This window comes from Corallococcus sp. CA053C, assembly GCF_003611675.1.
GTDB lineage: Bacteria > Myxococcota > Myxococcia > Myxococcales > Myxococcaceae > Corallococcus.
This window is the reverse complement of the sequence record NZ_RAWA01000009.1, coordinates 11,859-36,061: the sequence shown is the minus strand read 5'-3', so window position 1 is coordinate 36,061 and position 24,203 is coordinate 11,859. Positions and strand designations below refer to the sequence as shown.

General features: G+C 71.4%; 13 protein-coding genes. 4 read left to right on the top strand and 9 right to left on the bottom strand.

The window, feature by feature from the left end; all coding sequences use genetic code 11:
* Positions 1-14: 14 nt before the first annotated feature.
* Positions 15-4,697, bottom strand: a complete 4,683-nt coding sequence (locus D7V97_RS02575; protein ID WP_120608978.1) for a type I polyketide synthase — start codon at positions 4,695-4,697, stop codon at positions 15-17.
* 36 nt (positions 4,698-4,733) lie between these two features.
* Entirely contained in the window at positions 4,734-10,187 is a 5,454-nt protein-coding gene (locus tag D7V97_RS02570; RefSeq protein WP_120608977.1) for a non-ribosomal peptide synthetase, read from the bottom strand.
* A 693-nt stretch (positions 10,188-10,880) separates the two neighbouring features.
* Between D7V97_RS02570 and D7V97_RS02565 the strand changes: the two genes are divergently transcribed.
* Complete coding sequence (locus D7V97_RS02565) at positions 10,881-11,597, top strand: YcnI family protein (RefSeq protein ID WP_120608976.1); 717 nt, start codon at positions 10,881-10,883, stop codon at positions 11,595-11,597.
* 1 nt (position 11,598) lies between these two features.
* Entirely contained in the window at positions 11,599-11,805 is a 207-nt protein-coding gene (locus tag D7V97_RS02560) for a hypothetical protein (protein ID WP_120608975.1), read from the top strand.
* A 13-nt stretch (positions 11,806-11,818) separates the two neighbouring features.
* Here D7V97_RS02560 and D7V97_RS02555 read toward each other — a convergent pair whose 3' ends face one another.
* The 4 genes from D7V97_RS02555 to xdhC form a co-directional block, all read right to left on the bottom strand.
* Complete coding sequence (locus D7V97_RS02555; protein WP_120608974.1) at positions 11,819-12,958, bottom strand: methanobactin export MATE transporter MbnM; 1,140 nt, start codon at positions 12,956-12,958, stop codon at positions 11,819-11,821.
* Between the two features lie 12 nt (positions 12,959-12,970).
* A complete protein-coding gene (locus D7V97_RS02550; RefSeq protein WP_120608973.1) occupies positions 12,971-13,837 on the bottom strand; it encodes an MbnP family copper-binding protein in 867 nt (288 codons plus the stop codon).
* Between the two features lie 82 nt (positions 13,838-13,919).
* Entirely contained in the window at positions 13,920-17,783 is a 3,864-nt protein-coding gene (gene xdhB / locus D7V97_RS02545) for a xanthine dehydrogenase molybdopterin binding subunit (protein WP_120608972.1), read from the bottom strand.
* Positions 17,780-18,664 (bottom strand): xanthine dehydrogenase accessory protein XdhC, encoded by an 885-nt coding sequence (gene xdhC, locus D7V97_RS02540; RefSeq protein WP_233582471.1) that lies wholly within the window; start codon positions 18,662-18,664, stop codon positions 17,780-17,782. The genes xdhB and xdhC overlap by 4 nt, the downstream gene beginning before the upstream one ends.
* 93 nt (positions 18,665-18,757) lie before the next feature.
* Here xdhC and D7V97_RS02535 point away from each other — a divergent pair, with 93 nt between their 5' ends.
* Positions 18,758-19,201 carry a DUF2383 domain-containing protein gene (locus D7V97_RS02535; protein ID WP_120608971.1) on the top strand — a complete coding sequence of 148 codons (444 nt, stop codon included), beginning with the start codon at positions 18,758-18,760 and terminating at the stop codon, positions 19,199-19,201.
* A 169-nt stretch (positions 19,202-19,370) separates the two neighbouring features.
* The gene (locus D7V97_RS02530) at positions 19,371-20,201 is read left to right on the top strand and encodes a hypothetical protein (RefSeq protein WP_147444658.1); all 831 of its coding nucleotides are present in this window, start codon (positions 19,371-19,373) and stop codon (positions 20,199-20,201) included.
* Between the two features lie 66 nt (positions 20,202-20,267).
* Here D7V97_RS02530 and D7V97_RS02525 read toward each other — a convergent pair whose 3' ends face one another.
* From D7V97_RS02525 to D7V97_RS02515, 3 genes are all read right to left on the bottom strand, one after another.
* Positions 20,268-21,362 carry a hypothetical protein gene (locus D7V97_RS02525; RefSeq protein WP_120608969.1) on the bottom strand — a complete coding sequence of 365 codons (1,095 nt, stop codon included), beginning with the start codon at positions 21,360-21,362 and terminating at the stop codon, positions 20,268-20,270.
* Positions 21,363-21,374: 12 nt separating this feature from the next.
* Positions 21,375-21,932: a DUF2378 family protein gene (locus D7V97_RS02520; RefSeq protein WP_120608968.1), complete on the bottom strand. Its 558-nt coding sequence runs from the start codon at positions 21,930-21,932 to the stop codon at positions 21,375-21,377.
* A 139-nt stretch (positions 21,933-22,071) separates the two neighbouring features.
* Positions 22,072-23,973 carry a M4 family metallopeptidase gene (locus tag D7V97_RS02515; RefSeq protein WP_120608988.1) on the bottom strand — a complete coding sequence of 634 codons (1,902 nt, stop codon included), beginning with the start codon at positions 23,971-23,973 and terminating at the stop codon, positions 22,072-22,074.
* Between the last annotated feature and the right edge of the window lie 230 nt (positions 23,974-24,203).

Sequence of the window (24,203 nt, the reverse complement as noted above, 5' to 3'; positions counted from 1 at the left end):
GCCAGCAGGGGGGCTTACGGCTCCTCGTCGGAGGCGCCATCGCCCCGGCGGTTCGCGCGGCGCGCGCGGCGGCGCTCTCCGCGGCTGAGCGCCTCGGCGTCTTCGGGCACGGCGTCCGGGTCCTCGGCGCCGGTGGCGGCCTTGAGCAGCTTCGCCAGCGCGCCCACCGTGGGGCCCTCGTAGAGCGTGACGGCCGGCAGCGCGACGCCGAACTGCTCACGCACGCGGGCAATCAACTTCACGCCCACGAGCGAGTTGCCACCCAGCTCGAAGAAGTTGTCGTGCACGCCCACCTGCGCGATGCCGAGCGTCGTCTCCCACAGGTGGGCGATCTTCTCCTCCAGCGCGTCGCGCGGAGGCACGTAGGCGTTCTGGAGCGTGGGCCGGGGCGTGGTGCCCAGGGACGAGCCCGCCTCCTGCTTCGCCGCCGCCGCTGACTCCGCCGTGGCCGCCGGCTGCGCCCACTTGCGAGCGCGGGCGCGCAGGTTGCTCGTGGACACCGCCACGTGGGACACGGCGCCCAGCTGGAACAGCTGCTCGAAGGCGTCCTCGCCCTCGGAGAGCGTGATGGCCAGCGCGCCGAACGGGCTCTGCGTGCCCTCGGCGTGGGACTCGAACTTCCACGCGTCCCAGCCCACGCTCATCCACGGCACCGGCGTCGTCTGGGACTGCTTCGTGGCGAAGGCATCCATGAACGACGTGGCCGCCGCGTACGACGCCAGCCCCAGGCCGCCCAGCACCGCCGCCAGCGACGACGACAGCAGGCAGAAGTCCAGCGAGCGTCCGCGCAGCGCCTCCTCCAGCGCGTACAGCCCGCGCACGCGGCCGTGGAAGGTGTCGCGCACGTCCTCCGGCCGGGTGTCCGGGATGGCCCGGAAGAGCGCCTGGCCCACGTCACCCGCCGCGAACACCACGCCGTGCAGCGCGCCGAAGCGCGACACCGCCGCGTCCACCGCCGCCTGGAGCTGGACCTTGTTGGCCGCGTCCGCGCTGACGACATGGACCTGAGCGCCCAGCGCCTCCAGCTCCAGCACCTGCTGGATGCGGCGGGCCACGGGGTTGTGCTCCGGGTTCGCCGCGAGGTGCGCGTCCCACTGCGCACGCTCCGGCAGGCCCGTGCGGCCAGCGATGACGAGCTTCGCCTTCACCCGCTTCGCGAGCGACTTCGCATGCGCGAAGCCCAGCGTGCCGAACCCGCCGATGAGCAGGTACACGCCGCCCTCGCGCAGCGGAATCTGCGCGGCGCGGGGCGCGTCCGCCGGCACCGACTCGAACGTCTGCACCCAGCGGGCGCCGCCACGGTAGGCGATGACGTTCTCCAGCTTGGACGGCGTCGCGGCCTCGGACAGCAGCGACTCCACGAGCGCCGTCTCCTGCCAGCTGCCCGCGGGAGGCAGGCGCAGGTCCACGGCCTTGGCGGACAGGTGCCCGTACTCCTGCGGAATCACGCGCACCGGGCCCAGCACCGTGGCCAGCTCCGGGTTGGGCGCCTCTTCACCCAGCGCCTGCATGCGGTTCGTGACGGCGACCAGCGACACCGGCCGCGTGCCGGGCTGACGCCCCAGCGCCTGCGCCAGCCCCATCAGCCCGAGGAAGCCCTTGCCGAGCGCGGACTCGAAGCCCGCCTCGCCCTGCGCGTCGCCGACAGCCAGCGTGCCCAGGTGCAGGACGTGGTCCGGCGCGCGGCCCTGCGCGGTGAGCGCCTCCAGCAGCGTGCCCTCACCCCCCAGCGCGAGCGTCCAGTGGTGCTCGTCGCGCTTCGCCGTCGCGACGCCCGGCGTGATGCGCACGACGTCCTGACCGGCCTCGCCCAGCTTCAGCGCGAGCCGCGCGCCCAGGCCTTCACCGGAGCCCGTGGCGTCCTCGTCCGGGAGGAACAGCCACCACGTGGCCTTCTTCTCGCTCCAGGCGCTCTTCGGGGGCGGCAGGGCGCGCTGCCACGACGGCAGGTAGAACCAGCGGGCCACGGGCTGCTTCTGATCCGCGGACACCCACTCGGCGCGCTCGCCGTCGACAGCCGCGGTGTCCTTGCGCGGATCCACCCAGTGACGCTGCCGCTCGAAGGGAGAGGTGGGCAGCGCGATGCGACGGCGGCGCTCCTCGCCCCGGAACGCATCCCAGTCCGGCTCCACGCCCTCCAGCCACAGCCGGCCCAGCGTGCCCAGCCCGTGGTCCAGGTCGTCGTGCTGCTCCTTCGGGTGGCGCAGCGAGTTGAGCAGCGCATGCCGCGCGCCCTTGTCGGGGTGCTGCCGCGCCAGGGTGGCGAGCGTGTTGCCCGGGCCCACCTCCAGCAGGATGGCGTCCGACTCCTTCAGCAGCTCCGCCACGCCGTCCGCGAAGCGCACCGCGCCGCGCAGGTGCTTCGCCCAGTAGTCGGGGCTCGTGGCCTGCTCGGACGTCACCCAGGTGCCGGTGACGTTGGACAGGTAGGGCTTCTTCGGTGTCTGCCGGGCCACCTTGCGCACCGCCTCGCGGAAGGCGTCCAGGATGGGGTCCATCATCGCGGAGTGGAACGCGTGCGACGTGTGTAGCCGCGAGCTGTTCAGGCCCTGCAGGTTGAGCGTCTCCACGAACGCGTCCACCAGCGGCGTGGGGCCGGCGACGACGCAGGTGGACGGGCTGTTCACCGCCGCCACGGACAGGCCCGGAGGCAGCATGGGCGTCACGTGCTCTTCCGGCAGCGACACCGCGAGCATGCTGCCCGCGGGCAGCGACTGCATCAGCCGGCCGCGCGCGGCGACCAGCGCCAGCGCGTCGTCCAGGGTGAAGACGCCCGCGAGGCACGCGGCCACGTACTCACCGATGCTGTGCCCCAGCATCGCGTGCGGCGTCACGCCCCACGACTCCCACAGCTTCGCGAGCGCGTACTCGATGACGAACAGCGCCGGCTGGGTGAGGCCCGTCTGCTTGAGGCGCTCCGACGCCATCTCGCGCGACTCCGCGGACGGGTAGAGCACCGTGCGCAGGTCCAGGCCCAGGTGCGGCTTGAGCTTCTCCGCGCAGGTGTCCACCTGGGCCTTGAAGACGGGCTCCTGCGCGTACAGGCCCTTGCCCATGTCCACGTACTGCGAGCCCTGCCCGGAGAAGAGGAACATCACCGGACGGCCGCTGTTCTCCGCGCTGCCGCTGAACACGCGACCCGGGGTGCGCTCCGCGAGCGCCGCCGCCAGGTCCGCCGTCGTGCGCGCCACCACCGCACGGCGCTTGCCGAAGCGCTTGCGCCCCAGCTGGAGCGTGTACGCCACGTCCGCGAGGTCCGTGTCCGGGTGCTCACGCAGGTGCGCCGCCAGCCGGTCCGTGGCCACCTCCAGCGAGGCCTCCGTGCGCGCCGACAGCAGCACCACCTGCGCGGGGCGCCGGGGCTTGTCGGTGGCGGGGAGCTCCGGGGCCTCCTCCAGGATGGCGTGCGCGTTGGTGCCGCCCATGCCCAGCGACGTGACGCCCGCGCGGCGCGGGGTGGCGCCCTTGGGGAAGTCGCGCAGCTCCGTGTTCACGTAGAACGGGCTGTTGGGGAAGTCGCACGCCGGGTTGGGCGTCTTGAAGTTGAGGCTGGGGACGATCTTCTTGTGGTGCAGCGACAGCGCCGCCTTGATGAAGCCCACCGCGCCCGCGGCCGAGTCCAGGTGGCCGATGTTGCTCTTCACCGACCCCAGCGCGCAGAAGTTCTTCTTGTCCGTGCCCTGGCGGAAGGCCTGCGTGAGCGCCGCCACCTCGATGGGGTCACCCACCTTGGTCGCGGTGCCATGCGCCTCCACGTAGCCGATGGTGTCCGGCTCCACGTTCGCCACCGCCTGCGCCAGCGCGATGACCTCCGCCTGCCCCGCGACGGCCGGGGCCATGTAGCTGACCTTCTGCGAGCCGTCGTTGTTCACCGCCGAGCCGCGAACGACGGCGTAGACGGTGTCCCCGTCCTTGAGCGCGTCCGACAGGCGCTTGAGCGCGACCACCGCCGCGCCGTGGCCGGCGACGAAGCCCTCCGCCTCAGCGTCGAAGGTGTGGCAGTGGCCGTCCGGCGCCGTGGTGCCACCCTCGTGGTAGAGGTAGCCCGCCTTCTCCGGGAAGTGGATGGACACGCCGCCGGCCAGCGCCATGTCGCACTCGAACGACAGCAGGCTCTGGCAGGCGTAGTGGATGCAGGTGAGCGACGTGGAGGACGAGGACTGCACCGTGACGGCGGGCCCCTTGAGGTCCATCCGGTACGCCACCTCCGTCGTCAGGCTGTCCTTGTCGTTGCCGATGGACGCCTGGAGGCTCTCCACCGACGCGACGTGCGCCAGGTGCGAGTACAGGTTGGAGAGCAGGTACGTGTTCATGCTCATGCCGCCGAACACGCCCACGCGGCCGGGCTGGCGCTCCGGGCTGTAGCCGGAGCTCTCCATCGCCTCCCACGCGCACTCCAGGAAGACGCGGTGCTGCGGATCCATCAGCGCGGCCTCGCGCGGGTTCATGCCGAAGAAGGCCGCGTCGAACTGATCCGTGTCGCCCAGCGTGCCGCGCGCCTTCACGTAGTTGGGCGCGCGCACCATGGCCGGGTCCGCGCCCTCGGCGATGAGCTCCTCGTCGGTGAAGAAGGTGATGCTCTCCACGCCGCCGGTGAGGTTCTTCCAGAACTCGGCGATGGTCTTCGCGCCGGGCAGACGTCCGCCCAGACCGATGACCGCGATGCCTTCCACTTCGGAGAGGGTGTCAGTGCTCATGGAGCCATCCTTCGAAACCGAGATGCCAGAAAGTCGTTACTTGCCACGGCCGCGCGTCTGCTGACGCCGCGCCTGGGCGGCCCGGCGACGCTCCGCCTCGTCCTTGATCTTCTGCGACGCCGCGCCGGAGTCCTCGCCCTTGTTCGCCAGGTGCTGGGCGAGCGCGCTCACGGTGGTGAACTTGAACATGTCCACCAACGCGAGGTTCGCGCCCAACTCCTCACGCAGCCGGCGGTGCGCCTGCGCGATGAGCAGCGAGTTGCCGCCGAGCTCGAAGAAGTTGTCGTTCAGGCCCACGCGATCCACCTTCAGCACCGCCTGCCAGATGGTGGCCACGCTGCGCTCCACCGCGCTCTGCGGCGGCGCGTAGGCCGCGGCGGAGGCCAGCCGGGCCCCTTCCGGCGCGGGCAGCGCCTTGGTGTCCACCTTGCCGTTGGTGGACAGCGGCAGCGCGGCCAGCGGCACGTACGCGGACGGCAGCATGTACGGCGGCAGCGCCTCCGCGAGGAAGGTGTTGAGGTCCGTGTGCGTGGGCACGGGCTCAGTGCCTGCCCCAGGCTCGGAGAACACCAGGTACGCCACGAGCCGCTTGTCCCCGGGTGAGTCCTCGCGCGCCATCAGGAACGCGTCGCGCACGGCGGGGTGGCGGCGCACGGCGGCCTCCACCTCTCCCAGCTCGATGCGGAAGCCGCGGATCTTCACCTGATCATCGGCGCGGGACAGGAACGTCAGCACCCCGTCCGGCAGCCAGCGCGCGCGGTCGCCGGTGCGGTACAGGCGCTCGCCCGAGCGGAACGGGTGCGCGACGAAGCGCTCGGAGGTCAGCTCCGGCCGCTGCCAGTACCCGCGCGCGAGCCCCAGGCCGCCCACGTACAGCTCGCCGGTGGCGCCCACGGGCAGCAGGTTGCGCTCCGCGTCCAGCACGTAGACGTCCGTGTTGATGATGGGCCGGCCAATGGGCACCCACGCGTGGCCCTGGAGGTCCTCCACCGCCATGCGGTGGTAGGTCGTGCACACCGTCGTCTCCGTGAGGCCGTAGCCGTTCACCACCGGCGTGGTGGCGAGCAGCTTCTCCACGTCGCTGGCCACCAGCGCCTCGCCGCCGGAGAGCACCAGCCGCAGGGGCGGCAGTTCGTCCAGGCGCGCGTTGAGCCCCGCGATGACCGCGGGCACCGTGCTCACGATGGTGACGGTGTGGCGGGTGATGAGCTGGAAGAGCTTCTCCTGGTCGAGGATCTCATCCTCGGTGGGCAGCACCAGCGCGCCGCCCGTGCACAGGAGCGGGAGGATTTCACCCACGAAGCTCGCGGAGGCCACCGACGTGAGCGGCAGCATCCGGTCCTTCGCCGTGGGCGCATACGACTCCACGAACGAGCGCACCAGGTTCGCCAGGCCCCCGTGCTCCAGCATCACGCCCTTGGGCTGACCGGTGGAGCCGGAGGTGTAGACGAGGCACGCCAGGTCCCCGGCGCGCACCGTCGCGGCGGGCTCGGTGGAGAGCGCGCTGTCCAGCGGCTGATCCACGAACAGCGTGCGCGCCGTCGTCCCCGTGGGCAGCGTGCGCTGGAGCCAGGACTGCGTGAGCAACACCTGTGCCTGCGTGTCGGCCAGGATGAAGGCCACGCGCTCGGAGGGGTAGGCGGGATCAATGGGGACGTAGGCGGCGCCCGCGGCCATCACGGCCAGCACCGACACCAGCGTCTCCACGGAGCGCTCCAGGCAGAGGCCCACGATGTCGCCCGGCTTCACGCCCGCCGCCTTGAGCCACGCGGCCAGCTGCGCGGAGCGTTCACCCAGCTCGCGGTAGGTGAGCTGCGCGTCCTTGAAGAGGACCGCCACGTGGTCCGGCGTGCGCGCCACCTGCGCCGCGAAGAGCGCGGGCAGCATGTCCGTGTCGCCAAGCGTGATGCGCGGGCCACGCCAGCCTTCGAGCAGCTGGTGCTGCTCCCCGGAGGTGAGCAGCGGCAGCCGCGCGAGCGTGGAGCGGGGCTGCGCCGCGACGCCGGCCAGCAGCGTGCGCAGGTGCCCGGCCATCCGCTCGATGGTGCCGGCCTCGAAGAGGTCGGTGTTGTACTCGAAGGACGCGACGAGCTCTCCGTCCGCCTCGCCCATGGTGAGCGTGAGGTCGAACTGCGCGCCGCCGTGCTCCAGCACCAGGGATTCAATGGGCAGGCCCGCGACGGTGGAGCGCGCGCCCGGGATGTCCAGGGCGAAGGGCGTGAGGCCGCGCTCATCCAGCTTGGACGCGCGCTGGTAGACGAACATCACCTGGAACAGCGGCGAGCGGCTCTGGTCGCGCACCGGCTGCAGCCGGTCCACGAGCGCGCTGAACGGGTAGTCCTGGTGCTCCAGCGCGCCCAGCATCGTCTGGCGCGTCTGGGCCAGGTAGTCCGTGAAGGACAGCATGGGAGACGGCCGCGTGCGCACCACCAGCGGGTTGACGAAGTAGCCGGTGATGCCCGCCAGCTCCGCGCGTCCGCGGCCCGCGCTCACCACGCCGAGCGTGAAGTCCTGCTGGCCGGTGTAGCGGTGCAGCAGGGCCTGGAAGGCCGTCTGGAGCACCATGTTGGGCGTGGCGCCGTGGTCGCGCGCCAGCGACTTCACCGCGGCGGTGATGCCCGCGTCGAGCCGACTCGTGTGCACCCGGCCGTTGAACGTCTGCGCCGGGGGACGGGGGTGGTCCGTGGGCAGGTCCAGCACCGGCAGCGTCCCGGAGAGCTGCTCGCGCCAGTACTTCTCCAACGCCTGGCCGCGCGCCCCGGCGAGCATCTCCGCCTGCCAGCGTGCGTAGTCCGCGTAGGTGCGCGCGGGCGCCGCGAGCGTGGGCCGCTTGCCCAGCCGCAGCGCGGGGTAGAGCGCGTCCAGCTCCTCCGCCATCACCGCCAGCGACCAGAAGTCGGTGACGATGTGGTGCATGGCGATGAGCAGCGCGTGGTCCTCCGCCGCGCGCGACACGAGGCGCACGCGCAGGAGCGGGCCCTTCTCCAGGTCGAACGGACGGCGGGCCTCGGCGGCCAGGTGCTCCGTCACCTGCGCCTCGCTCCAGCCCTTCGCGTCGGTGGCGACGAAGTCCAGCGGCAGGTCCGCGTGCACGTGCTGCACGGGGCCGGTGGCCGCCATCACGAACGTGGTGCGCAGGGCGGGGTGGCGGGCCACCAGCGCCTCGAAGGCGCCCTGGAGGGCGTTCGCGTCCAGCCCGGCGCGCACGCGCACCGCGACGGGCACGTGGTAGGCCGCGCTGTCCGGTGCCAGCTGGTGCATGAACCACAGGGCCTGCTGGCCGCCGGACAGGGGCGCATCCCCCTTGGCGGTGGCCGCCGCCACCGGGCCCGACGCCTGCTCCGAGCGGGGCGCCGACAGCAGCGTCACCACGGCTTCCGCGAGCTTCGACAGCGACACGCCCTGGAGCACGTCCGACAGCGGCAGGTCGATGCCCAACCCCGCGTCCACGGCGCTCTTGAAGTCCACCGCCATCAGCGAGTCCACGCCGTAGGCATGCAGCGGCTTCTGCACGTCCACCTGCGCGGTGGGCAGCCGCAGCACCTGCGCGGCCTGCTCCTGGAGGAACACGGCCACCATCGCGCGGCGCGCGGTGGGGTCCTGCACCACCGCCAGCATCTTCACCAGCATGCTGACGTCGGGGCCCACCGGCGCGGCGGGCGCCTCCGTCACGGCGGTCTCCGGGACAGCGGCCACGGGCGCCACGGGCGCGGCGAGGATGCTCTTGTGCAGCGCCTCCAGCGTGTCGGCGGTGTACTCCGCGCGGGTGGCGAAGCGCTGGATCTTCCCGCTGGACGTCTTCGGGATGGCGCCCGGCCCGAGCAGCACCACACCCTGGGCCTGCAGGTCGTGCCCTGCCGCGACGGCCTGCCGGATGCCCTGCGACAGCGACTCCAGGTCCACACCGTCGCGCTCCACCGCGCGGCGGTCCACCTCCGTCACGACGATGAGGCGCTCCTCGTCGTCCTGCTCGATGGAGAAGGCCGCCGTGCAGCCGGGACGGATGGCGGGGTGGCTGGACTCCACCGTGCGCTCGATGTCCTGCGGGTAGTGGTTGCGCCCGCGGATGATGATGAGGTCCTTCAGGCGGCCGGTGACGAACAGCTCGCCGCCGTCCAGGAAGCCCAGGTCGCCCGTGCGCAGGAACGTCGTCGGATCATCCGTGCCGGTGAGCGGCTGCTGGAACGTGGCCTGCGTCTGTTCCGGACGGCCCCAGTAGCCCTGGGCGATGCTGGGCCCCGCGACGCGGATCTCACCCACCTGGCCTGCCGGCAGCGGTCTGCCCGTCTCCGGGTGCGCGATGACGAGCCGCTGGTCCGTGAGGTTGCGGCCGGAGCCCACCAGCGTCTGGGCGCCCTTGTGCGTGGGTTCCGCCGCCACCACGCGGTTGTCCTTCAGCGCGCCCGCGTCCACGGTGCGCTGGATGGGCAGCTCGCGCTTGTCACCGCCAGAGGCGATGAGCGTGCCCTCCGCGAGGCCGTAGCAGGGATAGATGGCCTCCGAGCGGAAGCCCTGCGGACCGAAGGCCTCCGCGAAGCGCCGGAGCGTGTCCGGCATGATGGGCTCCGCGCCGTTGAAGGCCAGGTCCCACTGGCTCAGGTCCAGCTTCGCGCGCTCCTCCGGCGTGGACTTGCGCACGCACAGGTCGAACGCGAAGTTGGGCCCGCCGCTCGTCGTGGCCTTGTAGCGGGAGATGGCCTCCAGCCAGCGCATGGGGCGCTTCAAGAAGTCCACCGGCGAGAACAGCGTCACCGGGAAGCCGCCGTACAGCGGCTGGATGATGCCTCCGATGAGGCCCATGTCGTGGTACGGCGGCAGCCAGATGACGCCCTGGCTCTCGGTGGAGTGACCGAAGCAGGAGTGGATCAGCTTCGAGTTGTGCAGCAGGTTGCCGTGCGTGAGCACCACGCCCTTGGGCGACGACGTGGAGCCGGACGTGTACTGGAGGAACACCCGCGTGTCGGTGGCCACGCCCGGGTCGCGCCACCCTTCGGCGACCTCCGCGTCCAGCGTGTCGGTGGCGATCCAGTGCAGCTCCCGCAGCTCCGGCGCCTGCTCGAAGAGCATCTCCCCCATGCCATAGATGAAGTCGGTGGTGAGGGCGACGGTGGCCTGCGCGTCCTGGCTGATGGCCAGGAGGCGCGGCAGCGTGCGCGCCAGACGCATGGGGTCGGGTGGATAGATGGGGACCGCGATGACGCCCGCGTACAGACAGCCGAAGAACCCGGCGATGTAGTCCAGCCCGGGCGGATACAAGAGCAGCGCCCGCTGCCCCTGGGCGCCGCGTGCCTGGAGCGCCGCCGCGATGGCGCGGGCCTTCTGGTCCAGCTCCGCGTACGTCAGGTGCGCTTCGTCCGTCTCGCCGTCCAGCAGGAACGTAAAGCCGCGCCGGTCTCCCTGGGTCTGGGCTCGGACGCGCAGCAATTCCACCAGCGTGGAAAACGAAAGGGCGGAGGCCGGGGAAGGGCCGGACGACGTGCCGCTGGGCATGGACGCGACTCCTGGGATGCGACGGGGGCTTTCCGTGCACGGGAAGCACGGAGCTGCGGATTCAGGGGCCGGGGGGCAGTTCTCGCCCGGCGAAACGGGTGTTCAAGAGGTCGGTCTCAAGCTGCACCGACCGTGAAGGGCGATGTGTCGCGCATGTATCGTCTGGCGCGCGTGTGAGCAATCCCCCCCACCCCTTGAAGCACCGCCGCGCTTCGCGCACGGGCGGAGTTCGCCTTTCAGGGGCTGGGGTCGGGGGCTTGATTTCATGATGACGGAATTCAGGGAGGGTCAGGGCCGCCAGACTCTTCTGCCGCGAATGGGGGAACATTCACATAACCCCCAAGGTCGGAACCCGGGGACATCCCTGCTCGCGGAACAACTCTCTTTTTCACTGGAAACGTGACACATCGGATCGTGTCGCGGGAACACGCTCCGTGTGTGGGTCCGCGTCCGTTGGCCCGCCAGGCATGCGGACGCTTCCGTCTTCACGAACGAAGTGACTGTGAATTGCCTGTGAGAAATGGATTCCACGCATTCAGGTGGTTGTGACTTCAACGTGGAGGATAGGAGAAGCGTCCGACATGGCCGTGGCCTGGGGTGTCGGAGGTGGACGCTGCGGCAATTGACCGCACCCGGGGTCCTGGGACAGGGCTGCTATCTGCGAGCCCTCTCTTTGGCGTCTGGAGTCGGCCGATGAAGCTTCCCCTGGGTCCGGTGTGTGTCGTCGCGGGTTCGCTGTTCTCCACCGTCGCCTTCGCGCATGTGACGGTCGCGGGCCCCACGCCGCCCCATGCGGGCGCGTCCTTCGATGCCGACTTCACCGTGGGCCACGGGTGTGACGGCGCGGACACGTACCGGGTGAAGGTGCGCATCCCGGAGGGCGTCACGGGCGTGCGTCCGGTGGACTCCACGTTCGGCAAGGCGGAGGTGGAGAAGGACGGGGCCGGCAACGTGACGGCGGTGACGTGGACGAAGGCCGCGGGGGACGTGAAGGCGGCGGACTCGCACTACTACCACTTCGGCCTGCGCGCGAAGCTGCCCTCGCGGCCGTTCACCCCGGTGTTCTTCCCCACCGAGCAGACGTGTCGCACGCCCGCGGGTGTGGAGACGACGGTGGGCTGGACGGGCACGGCCGGCGAGCACAGCCACGACGGGGACGCGGGCACGGCGCCCGCGGAGAACCCGGCCCCGTCACTCTACCTGCTGCCCGCGCGGCTTCCGGGCTGGAATCAGTACACGGTGGAGGAGCACGTGCACGACCTCACGGTGTTCAAGGACGCGCTCATCGTCTGGTCCGGCGCGCAGGCGTACAGCTTCAACCCCGCCACGCAGGCGCTCATCGAGAAGGAGCCCGGCATGCAGCCGCTCAAGGAGATCCATCCGGGCACGGTCATCTGGGTGAAGTACTGACATGGGCCGGGAGACCGCGACCATGCGCCATCTGCTCTTCGTGATGGTTGTCGGGGCCCTTGCCGCCTGTTCGGACAAGCCCCCCGTTTCGCCTCCGTCCACCACCGACGCGGGCGTGCAGGCCCCCTCCGGTATGGAGCGTCCCGGGACGTTGGAGCGTCCCCCGGGTGACCGGCTGCCGGAGGACTTGAAGCCGCCCGTGCGTTAGCGGCGGCCCGGGCTCACGGCGCGGCGTTCGGATCCGCGAAGCGCGGGTCGCCCAGGAACTCCGTGTCCGTGAGCGACTCCAGGAACGCGATGACGTCCGCCTTCTCGTCGGGCGTCAGCGTGAAGCCTCGTACGAAGGCGCTCTGCAGGGGGCTCGCCGCGCCGTTGTTCCGGGTCCGCGCGAGGCCTCCCGCCGCGTAGTGGTCCAGCACGTCGGAGAGCGTCGCCAGGCTGCCGTCGTGCATGTACGGCGCGGTGACGGCCACGTTGCGCAGCGACGGTGCGCGGAAGCGTCCCATGTCCTCCGGCCGGCCCGTCAGCTCGATGAGGCCGGGGTCCGTGGCCGGGTACGCGCCCCGGCCGTCCTCGTTGTAGAGGCCCGTGTTGTGGAATGGGAGGATGGGCTCCGGCGTGGCTTCGTGCGCCGTGGCGTCCTGGAAGTTGAAGCCGGAGTGGCAGTGGTCGCACTCCATGCGCTCGGACAGGAACAGCTCCAGGCCTCGCTTGGCGGCGGGGCTCAGCGCGTCCACCGCGCCTCCCTGCAGATAGCGATCATACGGCGACGTGCCGGAGAGCAGGGTCCGCTCGAAGGCCGACAGCGCCCGCGTCAGCGTGGCGAGCGACACCGGCGGGGACTCGGCGGGGAACGCCTCCGCGAAGCGCGCCGACAGCTCCGGATCCGACCGGAGCCGTTCGAGCAGCACCTCCTGTTGATCCGCGAACCCCAGCTCCACCGGCTCCTTGCCGAACAGCGGCGTCAGCACCTGTGACTCCAACGTGAGGAGCGCGGAGTTGGCCCACGTGAGGCTCGTCGCATACGCCACGTTGGCCAGCCCCTGCCCGTTGCGGCGGTGCGTCTGGCCCGTGCTGCCCACCGCGTGCGTGCGCCCGTCCGTGAAGGCGCGGGCCTGCTCGTGGCAGGAGCCACAGGACTGCGTGCCGTTGAAGGACAGGCGCGGGTCGTAGAAGAGGCCGCGGCCCAACCGCACCTTCGCCTCCGACATCGGGTTGTCCTCCGGCACGCGCGGCGTGGGGAAGCCCGCCGGCAGCTTCCAGTCGTACGGAGCGGGTCCGGTGGGCGCGGGCTCACCGCAGCCCACGGCCAGCAGCGCCACCGCCAGACACCCCCACGGCTGCCATCGTCGTCGTGCCACGGTGGCGTGCTCCTATTCAGCCCGGATGAAGGACTGCGCCGCGGGGTTCGCGGCCTGCGCTCCGAACGCGAGCCCCAGGCGCTCGAAGAGCGGCGCGCAGTCCACGTCGCCCTGGGACGACATGCAGCCCACGGCCGTGTTGGGCCCGCTCGCGTTCACGTCCAGGTTGGAGCCGGCGAAGAGGGCGCCCAGGTCCAGCACCACCTGGTTCGCCCCCACGGTGAAGCCGTCCAGCACCACCTCCGGACGGTTGTTGTACGTGCACCCCGCGGTGCCGTTCGTCTGGCCCTCGGGGGGGGGCGCACAGTCGGTGCTGCCCAGGTGCATGACGTGTTCCGGCAGGCCGGCGGTGCGGCCCTCGATGCGCGTGAAGAGGTAGCCGGAGCGCCAGCTCCAGAACAGGCCGGTGTCCCCCAGCGGCGCGGGCGCGGTGGACACATCTCCGTGGTTCAACGACTCCGGCACGCCCAGCTTGAAGCGCAGGCCCGCGTAGGTGTCCGGGGGCACCGTGCCCTTGATGGACACGTTCGTCCCCGCCGTGCCCTGGGTGCACAGGCCGTCCTTGTTCGCGAAGTCCAGCAGCACCACACCGTCGTGCTGCCACACGCCGTCGTCCTCCAGCGTGACGGGCACCTCCTGTCCGCCCGACGTCACCAGCCGCACGTCGTGGACGTAGACGCGGAAGTCCATCGGCTCGTAGGTCGTCTTCGTCGTCCCGACGTCCGTGTAGACGGTTCCACAGGCGAAGGGCAGGAGTCCCACGCGCGCGGTGACGGGGATGTCCACCCGCAGGGGGGCTGGAGGCGCGTCTTCACCACAGCCGAGGACGCCGACGAGGGCCAGCGGAGCGAGGACGCAGGAGCGGAGCACGGAGGGCATGGGGGCTTCCTTGAGAGGTGCCCCTGTCTAACGCACGGTCCGGGTGGACATGCCGTGGCATGTTGCCGCACCCGGGCCGGGCTCACGCCACCTCGCGCGCGGCGTCCAGAACCGGAACGTGGACCTCCCGGGCGCGCCGCTTCTGGATGGAGAGGAAGAGCGCCTCGTGAGTGGCGGGCGACGGCAGCTCCACGTCGCCGCCCGGCTGTCCGAAGGCGGCCACCGCGTCGCGCAGCGCCTCCCTCACGGACAGGGCCAGCATCAGCGGGGGCTCTCCCACGGCCTTGCTGCCGTGGATGGTGCCCTGCTGCTCCGCCCGCTCCATGAACGCCACGCGCAGGTCGATGGGCGCGTCGCTGAAGGCGGGCACCGCGTAGGTGCTGGCCGAGTGCGTGAGCAGCCGCCCCTTCGCGTCCCACTTCAGCTCCTCGCCGGTGAGCCACCCCAGGCCCTGCACGAAGCCGCCCTCCACCTGGCCCCGGTCCACGCCGGGGTTGAGCGAGTCGCCCACGTCCTCCAGCAGGTCCGAGCGCACCACGCGCTTCATGCCCGTGTCGCCGTCCACCTCCACCTCGCTCACCGCCGCGCCGTAGGCGAAGTAGAGGAAGGGCTTGCCCCGCCCCTTCACCCGGTCGTAGCCGATGCCCGGCGTGCGGTAGTAGCCCGTGACGGACAGGCCCACGCGGTCGCGGTACGCCTCCTCCACCACGTCCGCGAAGGGCAGCCCCTGGCCGGGAAGTGACGCCGCCGCGATGTGCCCGTCCTGGAACACCAGCGCGTCCGGGGACACCGCCTGCCCGTGCCGCTGCACGAGCATCCGCGCGGCCACCGGCGCCAGTCGCTCGCGCAGGGTGATGCACGCCTCGCGCACCGCCGCGCCGTTGAGGTCCGAGCCGCTGGAGGCCGCCGTCGCGGACGTGTTGGGCACCTTGTCGGTGGCCGTCTGCGCCACGCGCACGCGGTCCGCGGACAGGCCCAGTTCGCGCATGGCCACGCCTTGCATCTTGGTGTGCAGCCCCTGGCCCATCTCCGTGCCGCCGTGCGACAGCAGCACGGAGCCGTCGCGGTAGACGTGCACCAGCGCGCCCGCCTGGTTGAGGAAGGTGGCGGTGAAGGAGATGCCGAACTTCATGGGCGTGATGGCGAGGCCGCGTTTGATGCGGGGGCTCTTCGCGTTGAAGTCATCCACCTGCGCGCGGCGCTTCGCGAAGTCGGATGACTCCAGCAGGTCGCTCCACAGCTTCGGCAGCCGGTTGTCCTCCAGCTCCTGGCCGTAGTGCGTGGTGTTGGTGTCGCCGGTGCCGTCGTAGAGGTTGCGCTGGCGCACGGCCTCTGGCGCAAGCCCCAGCACACGCGCGATGCGGCCCAGGATGTCCTCCATCACCAGCATGCCCTGCGGCCCGCCGAAGCCCCGGAAGGCGGTGTTGGAGACCAGGTGCGTCTTCGCCACGCGGCCGGTGTAGCGCACCGACGGCACGTAGTAGCCATTGTCCAGGTGGAAGAGGGCGCGGTCGGTGATGGACTCGGACAGATCCAACGACCAGCCGCCGTTGGACACGAGGTCCGCGCGCAGCGCGAGCAGCCGGCCCGTGGCGTCGAAGCCCACCTCCCAGTCCGCGTGGAACGGGTGGCGCTTGCCGGTGACGACCATGTCCACGTCCCGGTCCAGCATCCACTTCACCGCGCGGCCCGTGAGCACCGCGGCCAACGCCACCAGCGCGGCGGGCGCGTTGCCTTGAGTCTCCTTGCCACCGAAGCCGCCGCCCATGCGGGGCGCCTTCACCACGACGCGGCTGCGCGGCAGGTGAAGCACGTGCGCGATGACGGCCTGCACCTCCGACGGGTGCTGGGTGGAGGACGTCACGGTGAGGTCGCCGTCCTCGCCCGGCTCCGCGAAGGCGGCGTGCGTCTCCAGGTAGAAGTGCTCCTGGCCGCCCATCTCGAACTGGCCGCCCAGCCGGTGCGGACTGGACGCGAGCGCGCTGTCCACGTCGCCCCGGCGGATGACGTGCGGCTCGGTGTGGTAGCTGCCCTGCGCGCGCGCCTCGTCTAGCGTGAGCACGGCGGGCAGCGGCTCGTAGTCCACCACCACCTGCCGGGCGCCCTCGCGGCAGGCCTCGGGCGTCTCTCCGATGACGAGCGCCACCACCTGGGCGTGGAAGAGGACCTCGTCCTTCGCGAGCAGCGGCTCGTCGTGGCGGATGGGCCCGGTGTCGTTCATGCCCGGGATGTCCTCCGCGAGCAGCACCTTCACCACGCCGGGTACCTTCAGCGCGGGGCTGGCGTCACGGCGGAGGATGCGCGCGTGCGCGTGCGGCGACATCACCGGCCACACCGTGAACATGGGGCGGCGCTGCGCGAGGTCGTCCACGTACTGCGCGCTGCCCGTCACGTGGCCCAGCGCGCTCTCGTGGCGCAGCTCGCGCCCCGTGTCCGCCGCGGGCTCCGTGGGCTCTGCAGGCTCCGGAGACGGGGCGGGCTCCCCGGTGACGAAGCGGGGGCGCGCGTCCAGCACGGGGCTGCGCTCGCCGGAGACGAACTTCTCCAGCAGCGACACCACCAGTCCGCGCCGGTAGTCCGCGCTGCCGCGCAGGTCCGTGATGGGGGAGAACTCCTGCGCCAGCGTCGCCCGTACGCGGGCCACTGCTTCGGCGTTCCACGGGTGGCCCACGAGCAGCGCTTCGGTGTCGCGCGCGCGCACGGGGGTGGCCGCAACGCCGCCGTAGGCGAGCCTCGCGGTGCGCACGAGGCCCAGGGCGTCCGTCTCGATGCAGAAGCCCGCCGCGACGATGCTGATGTCCAGCTCGCGGCGCTTGGACACCTTGAAGCTGTCCGCATGGCGCGTGAGCCCGCTGTCCTTCGCGGGGGCGTGGGGGACGACGATGACGCGGACGACCTCGTCCGGCTGGAGCGCCGTCTTGCGGTAGGCGAGGAAGAAGTCACTGAGCGCCACCGTCCGCTCCCCGCGCACGGAGGCGAGGACGAGGCGGGCGTCCAGCGCTAGCAGCACCGGCGCCAGGTCGCCGATGGGCGACGCCGTGACGAGGTTGCCCGACAGCGTGGCGCGGTGGCGGATCTGCCGCGAGGCGAAGACGTTGAGCATCTTCGCGAGCTCCGGTACCTCCTCGCCCAGCGCGTCCTCCACGTCCACCAGCGACGCGGCGCCGCCCACGTACCAGCCGTCCGCTTCACGGCGGATGGCGCGCAGGGACTCCACGCCCTCGGTGGAGATGAGGAAGGGGTAGCGGCGCGACTTCTTGGTGATGTCCACGCCCAGCTCGGTGGCCCCGGCCACGAGCATCGCCTCCGGGTGCAGGGCGCGCAGCGCGAGCAGGTCCTCGAACGTGCCCGGACGCAGGAACAGTCCGTCGCGCGCCTCGTAGCGCAGGGGGGGGACGGGGGAGGGCGGCCCGTCCAGCGACACGCCCGGGAGCTCTGGCCCTTCACCCTTCGCGTCGCGGGTGGCGAGCGCGTCCATCATCGCGTCGCGGATGGGGCGGTAGCCGGTGCAGCGGCAGAGGTTGCCGCAGAGCTGATCCGCCACGGCCTCCGGCGAGCCCGCGTCCTTGCGGCAGTATGCCTCCACCATGGAGACGACGAAGCCCGGGGTGCAGAAGCCGCACTGCGACCCGTAGTGCTTCACCATCGCCTGCTGCACAGGATGGGGCGCGTCGCGCCGGCCCACTCCCTCCACGGTGACGAGCTCGCGGCCGGCCACCATGGGCAGGAGCGCGATGCAGCTGTTGAAGGCGCGCAGGTTCTTCTGGCCCCGGTGGTCCTGATCCACCATCGCCACGGTGCACGCGCCGCAGTCCCCCTCGGCGCAGCCCTGCTTGGTGCCCGTCAATCCGCGCGAGCGCAGGTGGTCCAGCAGCGTGGTGTTGGGCGACGCGTCGTCGACCCGGACGGTCTGGCCATTGAGCCGGAACTCGAAAGGGGTGCTCATCCCTCGGAGGATAGCAGGGGCGCGGGCAACGGCTGAGGTCCGGGCTCCGGGGACAGCCCATGGTGGAGCTGGAGCAGCCCCGCCGCGATGCTGACCGCCACCTCCTGAGGCGACTTTCCCCCGATGGGCAGCCCCATGGGGCACTGGACACGGCCCACCTGCCGGGCGGGCAGGCCCTTCGCCTCCAGCCGCTGCCGGAAGCGGGCCCACTTGGTGTCACTGCCAATGAGGCCGATGTAGCGGGCCGGCTTCTGGATGACGAAGTCGATGATGGCCTGATCCACGTCGTGCCGGTGCGTCATCACCGCCACATACGTGCGCCGGTCATCCCAGGGGGCGTTCGTGGCGAACTCGTCCCAGGGCTCCTCGTGGCGAGCCACCGAGGCCGGCACCTGCGGCGACTGGACCCACTCCGCGCGCTCGTCCACCAGGTGGACGCGGAACGGCGTGCCTTCGAGGATGCGGCACAGGGCCTGGCCCACGTGGCCCGCGCCGAAGAGGTAGAGCTGCGGCCCGTGGTTCACGGGCTCGACGAAGACGTCCACGACCCCTCCACAGCACTGGCCCAGCTTCGCGCCCAGCGGATAGCGGAACGTGCGTGCCTCGCCCTTGTCCAGGCACCCGCGTGCGTCCTGGAGCACGAGCTGCTCCAGGTGACCGCCGCCAATGGTGCCGTGGAAGGTGCCGTCAGCGCGCACCAGCAGCTTCGCGCCGGGAGCCGCGGGCGTGCTGCCCTTGCACTCCGTCACCGTGACGACGGCGAACGGGACATCCGTCCGTCCCCACTCCGCCAGCTGGTGCACCCAGTTCCACATGAAGGCCCGCAGCTTGCCACGACGCGCCGCACCCTCCCAGCGCTCGTCCGGGCGCCTGCTCAGCAAACGAGGAGAGGGGCTTTCGTTGTCGGAAGGGCCGGGGTCACCACCTTTGCGCCAGGACGCACCCCGTTCACCTCTCTCAAGGAGCAGAAACCCATGGCCCACGCCGCCGCCGAAATCGAAACGCTGAACTCCTTCCTGCGCGGGGAGATCTCCGCCGTGGAGACCTACCGGCTCGCGACGAAGCACATCGAGACCCCCGTGGCGAAAACGGAGGTGGAGGCCTGCCTCCACGACCATGAGGCGCGCGTGGCGTCCCTCAAGGAGCGCATCGAGAAGCTGGGCGGCAGCCCCGCCTCCGGCTCCGGTGTCTGGGGCATCTTCGCCAAGGCCGTCCAGGCGGGCGCGGACCTGCTGGGAGAGAAGCGGGCCATCGACGCGCTGGAAGAGGGCGAGGACCACGGCCTGGCGGACTACAACCGCGACGTGGACAAGCTCCACGGTGAGGCGCGCACCTTCGTGCGCCAGCAGCTGCTGCCGGCGCAGAAGCAGACGCACGGCCGGCTCAGTCGCCTGAAGCACAACCCCAACCTGCACTGAGCGTGTTGGATGCGCGGTGCCGGACATCGCGAGGCGGCCCTCCTGCTCCGGGGAGGGGCGCCTTGTGGTGCATCGCACGTCCCCTCATCCAGGCCTGGAGGTCGGGAAGGGGCGTGCGATACTCGGAAGCGGTCTTCCGCCGGCGAAGCCAGGGTCTGGAGAAGCATGCATGGGGCGTGAGTACACGGCGCCAGGGCCACACGGGCCTCCCCGCGACAGCGAGGACGAGGGGACGTCGTCTCCCCGCGCGCCCGAAGTGCGCTCCAGCTCCGGCCTGCCTCCCATCCCTTCTCCCACGCTCGCTGACACGAGCCACGCCGCGGGTGCCCTGAGCACCGGCCTGGAGTGTCTCTTCACCGCCTCCGAGCGCGCCCTCCAGTGGGCGTGGCGCGTGCTTCAGCTCGCCCGGGGCGTGGTGGACGCGGCCCCTCGCGGCGACGCGTTCCTGCGCGAGGCGCGGGCGTGCGTGGTGGACTTCCTGGATCACATCCCGCCGCACGTGCGCCGCAGCGTCGAGGAGGTGTTCGTCTTCGGCAACCTCTGGCAGGCCGTGGGCGTCCGGCTGCGCCGCCGGGGCAGCATCCCCATGGGGGACGACGAGGCCTGGCGCCACCTCAGCGAGGACGTGGAGCTGCTTCAGCGTGCCGCGCAGGCCCGGCTGGGCACCGCCGCCGCGCTGGAGCAGGGCCTGCTCAAGGACCTGGGACGCCTGCGCGCGCTGGCCCTCACCGGAGGCCCCAGCCCCACCGAGCTGAGCGCGGGCGTGGAGGCCTTCACCCGCTGCATCGCGGAGCTGATGGCCTTTGCCAGCGCGGTGCGCCGCGCCTGGGAGTCCGCCGCCCATGAGCTGGCCGACTCCGCCGCGTGGCTGCGCGCGGGCGACCCTGCGTTCAGCGCGTGGCTCGCGGAGCACCTGGTCGCGTCCACGCCCGCGTGGGAGCGCACCCAGGCCACGGCGCGCTGGCTGCGCGAGGTGGGCGCCTTCGCCGGGCAGCCCTGAGCCGCGCCTGCCGGGCTCTGGTGACGGGCTCCGGTGACGGGCTCCGGTGACGGGCTCCGGCTTCCGCTACGGCTCCACCAGGATGCGGTGCCGGTACAGCTCCAGCAGGATGTCCGCGTCCAGGTCCGCCTGCTTGTGGTCGCGCAGGTGCTGGCGCACCGCCTCCACGGGCTTCTGGCCGGTGAACTCCACCAGCAGCGCGTACGCCTCGCCGGGGAGCGCCACCGCGTCGAACTCGCTGTAGGAGCCCAGCGCGACGCTGCCGTCCGGCAGCCACTTCACCGTCGCATCCGGGTTGAAGCGCAGCACGCGCGGTAGCTGGGGCGCGGTGGTCTGGGAGTGCAGCTTCTCCAGCACCTTCAGTTCGATGGTGCCATCCAGCCCCAGCATCCGCTCCAGGCTGTCCACGGGCACGGTGCGCACCACGTCGTAGCAGGCCCGGAAGAAGTCCTTCTCCCTGCCCACGTGCCCCTTCCACAGCGCCTCGTACACCTTGGGCGGGGGCGCCGCGTCGTCCAGGTCCTCCACGGACAGGGGACCGTTGGCGACCTCCGCCTTGTCCCGGCCGTCCAGCAGGAACTCCGGCATGAGCTGCAGCAGCGCATGGCGCGACAGCTGGAACTCCGCCAGCGTCAGGTACGTCTTCAGCGACATCCAGAAGCGCCGGCCGTCCGCGCCCGCCACGTACTTGCAGAAGAACGTGGAGCACACCGACTCGCGGTACGCCCAGATGGTGCAGCCACCGGTGTCCAGCGCGTAGTACGGGCACCGCATCGTTGCGGACCGGCCGAAGAACTGGTGCGAGTTCTTGTACAGGTGGTTGAACTTCGCCGGCGGCTTCACCCACATGGGGCTCACGCCGATGCGGCTGTCGATCTTCTGCTCGATGCGCCGGCGCCCCTCCGCCATCGCCGGTGAGTCATCCGACAGCAGCGCGCCGATGAGATAGTTGGGCAGGCGCGGGTAGTACGTGCAGCACTTGGTGTCCGGCCGGAACAGGTGCTCCACCCCGTCCACCGACTCCACCGTGGACTGCGCGGACGTGCGGCTCATGGCGCACTTCGCGCACGTGGCCTTCGTCTCGGTGGGCGCCTCCTGCTGGAAGAAGGACGGGAGCAGGTCCCGGTAGAGGGCGGGCAGCGTCGAGAGGATGGAGGACATGGCGTCGCGAGGTCAGGAGGGCCGGGCCGTCCACTCCAGGTGATAGGTGACGGCATCCGGCGAGTGGCGGGTGCGGTGCAGGGTGAGGCCGTGCACGCCGATGCGCAACAGCCCTTCTTCCAGCACGCCTTCCGCGAAGCCCTCCATCCGCTCCGGCTCGTTGAACCAGAGGTCCGCGGCCGTGGGACCCAGCACCGTGAGGCGCGTCTCCGTGAAGTTGTTGCCGCTGCGGAAGTTGTGCTGCATCCGCTCCAGCGACCGCACGGGCCCCACCACGCGCGCCAGGGCGAGCACCGCGCCGCCCATCAACGTCTCCGCGTAGCCTTCGATCATCCGCTTGCCCAACAGGCGCCGAGCGACGTCCAGCGGCTGATCCGGATGGAGGGTGCGGCCCACGTCGTCCAGGCACTCCACCCACGTCGCCAGCGGATACGCAGCGAGCAGCGGGGCCTTGAGGTCCAAGCCCCGGCCTCTCAGCCGCTCCACCAACGCTGGCGGCAGGTGCGGCAGCAGCGTCTTGCGGTACAGGCTGTCCACGGTGTTGCCGAAGATGACGCGCTCGTCCCGCATGGCCTCGTGTCCCCCTGGGGGCCGAAAGGTCCCGGGGGCGCATTCTTCGCCCAGCGGCCGGCAAGAGGCCAGTTCCCGGTGTGGGGAGGCTCCCACCTCCACCCCGGCTGACACGGGGGGAGGCGGGGGCCATGGCCTGTCAGTAGTGCACGGACAGGGACACGCCGCTGTAGGCGGAGTAGGCGTTCAGCAGGATCCACTGACGGCCCGCAGTGGTCTGCGCGGCCAGGGTGCAGGTCTCGTTGTTGCCGCCCAGGTAGGGCCGGCAGTTGTAGACGGCCGTGGTGGGCGCGGTGCCGAAGCGCGTGTACAGGTCCACGTCCCCGGTGCCCCCGGAGACGGCGATGGTGGCCGGCGTGTTCGCGGGCACGTCCAGGCAGTAGTACTGCTGCGAGCCCGACGCGCCGGAGATGCCCGCGAGCGTGAGGTCGTTCGGGAGCAGGAGGCACGTCGGGGGCGGCGTCACGGCGCCCACGCCCACGGCGGTCCACGCGGCCTCCACGGAGGCCTGGATGGCGGCGCTGTAGCCCAAAATCTGCGCGGCCTGCTTCGTGAGCGTCTTGGCCTGCGGCAGCGTGGTGCTGGCGGTGAAGAGGTTTGCGTTGGCGTAATAGAAGATGCGCCCTGCGGCCTGCACGCCGATGCCCGTCACGTTCACCGTCGACTTGCCCTGCGGGTGCGTGCCGCCGGTGGACAGCAGCTTGAACGCGAGGTTCGGCACCCCGGAGGCGTAGTGCACGTCCGAGCTGGCGGTGATCTGCGTGTAGTAGTCCAACGACGCGCCGTCCAGGGCGGGGTTGTCCATGTAGCGCAGGGCGTCCCCGGGCGTGCTCGGCGTCCAGGCCAGCTCACCGATGCGCCAGATGTCCGTCGCGGTGCTCCAGGTGCCCGTCACCCAGCTTCCGCACGTCGCGGCGAAGATGTCCGACAGGGACTCGTTGAGCGCGCCCGACTGACCGGAATAGGTGAGGTTGGACGTGCGCTCCGTCACGCCGTGGGTGAACTCGTGCACGACGACGTCTGGATCCGCGCACAGCGGCCCCACGGAGGTGCCGTTGCCGTCGCCGCACACCAGCGTGTTGCCGTTCCAGTAGGCGTTCGCGTACTGCGAGCCGTAGTGCACGTTCGCCAGGAGCTGCCCGCCCGCGCCGTCATACGAGTCGCGGCCGAAGTTCTGCTGGAAGCAGTCGTAGAAGAGGCCCAGGTTGTCGTACGTCTTGTCGATGCCCACGTCCCCCGTGGGCAGCTGGCCCTCCAGCCGGCACCAGCCGTTCGTCGTGCCGCCCACCGAGCACACCTTGCGGTTGCGCGCGTGGTGGATGTCCGACGTCCGCAGCACCTCCGTGCCGTCCGCGGCGTGGACGAAGACGTGGTCGCGCACGGGCGTGCCGTCCGCGTCCTCGCCGGACACCACCACCTCGAAGGCCCGCACCAGCGCCGCGTCCGGCGCCGGGCGCACGAACACCTCCCGGGGCGCCTCCGCCGTGCGACCCCCAGGCGTCGCCGCCAGGGCCGCCTGCCGCGCCACGTCCGCTGAGATACGGGCCGCGTCCGCAAGCGTTTCGCCATCCCGCGCGGTGCCGTTCACCAGGTACACCCGGCCGGCCTCGTCCAGGTGCACCAGCAGCTCCTCACCCACCACGGGCAGGCCCGCCTTCGTCTGGGCGTAGCGCACGTGGCTGTGGCCCAGCGCGTCCCGGTGGATGCCCACCGGCACCAGGTCCCGCGTCTTCAGCCGGAAGGCGGGCAGCACGCGCGTGAGCGTGGGCTCCAGCAGCGCATGCGCCTGCCAGGCCGAGGCGCCAGTGATGGGGCGGCCCGTCGCCCCCAGCTCCCCCTTCACGAGGGAGGGGACCCCATCCGCGTGGACGTCCAGCACCTGGGCGCCGGGCAGCGCGCCGAGCGCCGCCTCCACGTCGCGGAGGCTGGAGGCACCCTCGGCCTTGGAGGGCGGGGAAGCGGGCGCCTCCGGCCCTCCCGCGCCGCAGGCGGACAACGTGAGCGTCAGGCCAGCCAGGAGCCAGCGGGTATTGCGCGTCATGGAACACCCCTTGTGACGAGTCATGTCTGTAAAGCCTTCCAAGCAAAGCATGGAGGACCGACTGTCAGCGTGATTCGCGAAACACAGGGAGTGCAAGGACGGATGAAGGCCCACGTCAGCGGCGGTGCACCCACCCCGGCCGGGGGGCAGCCATCCAGACGCGAAGTCCGGGCCTTGTGACGCGGGGCGCAGTGATAAGGACGGCCCCGCTGTTACCTCCCGTCACCCGT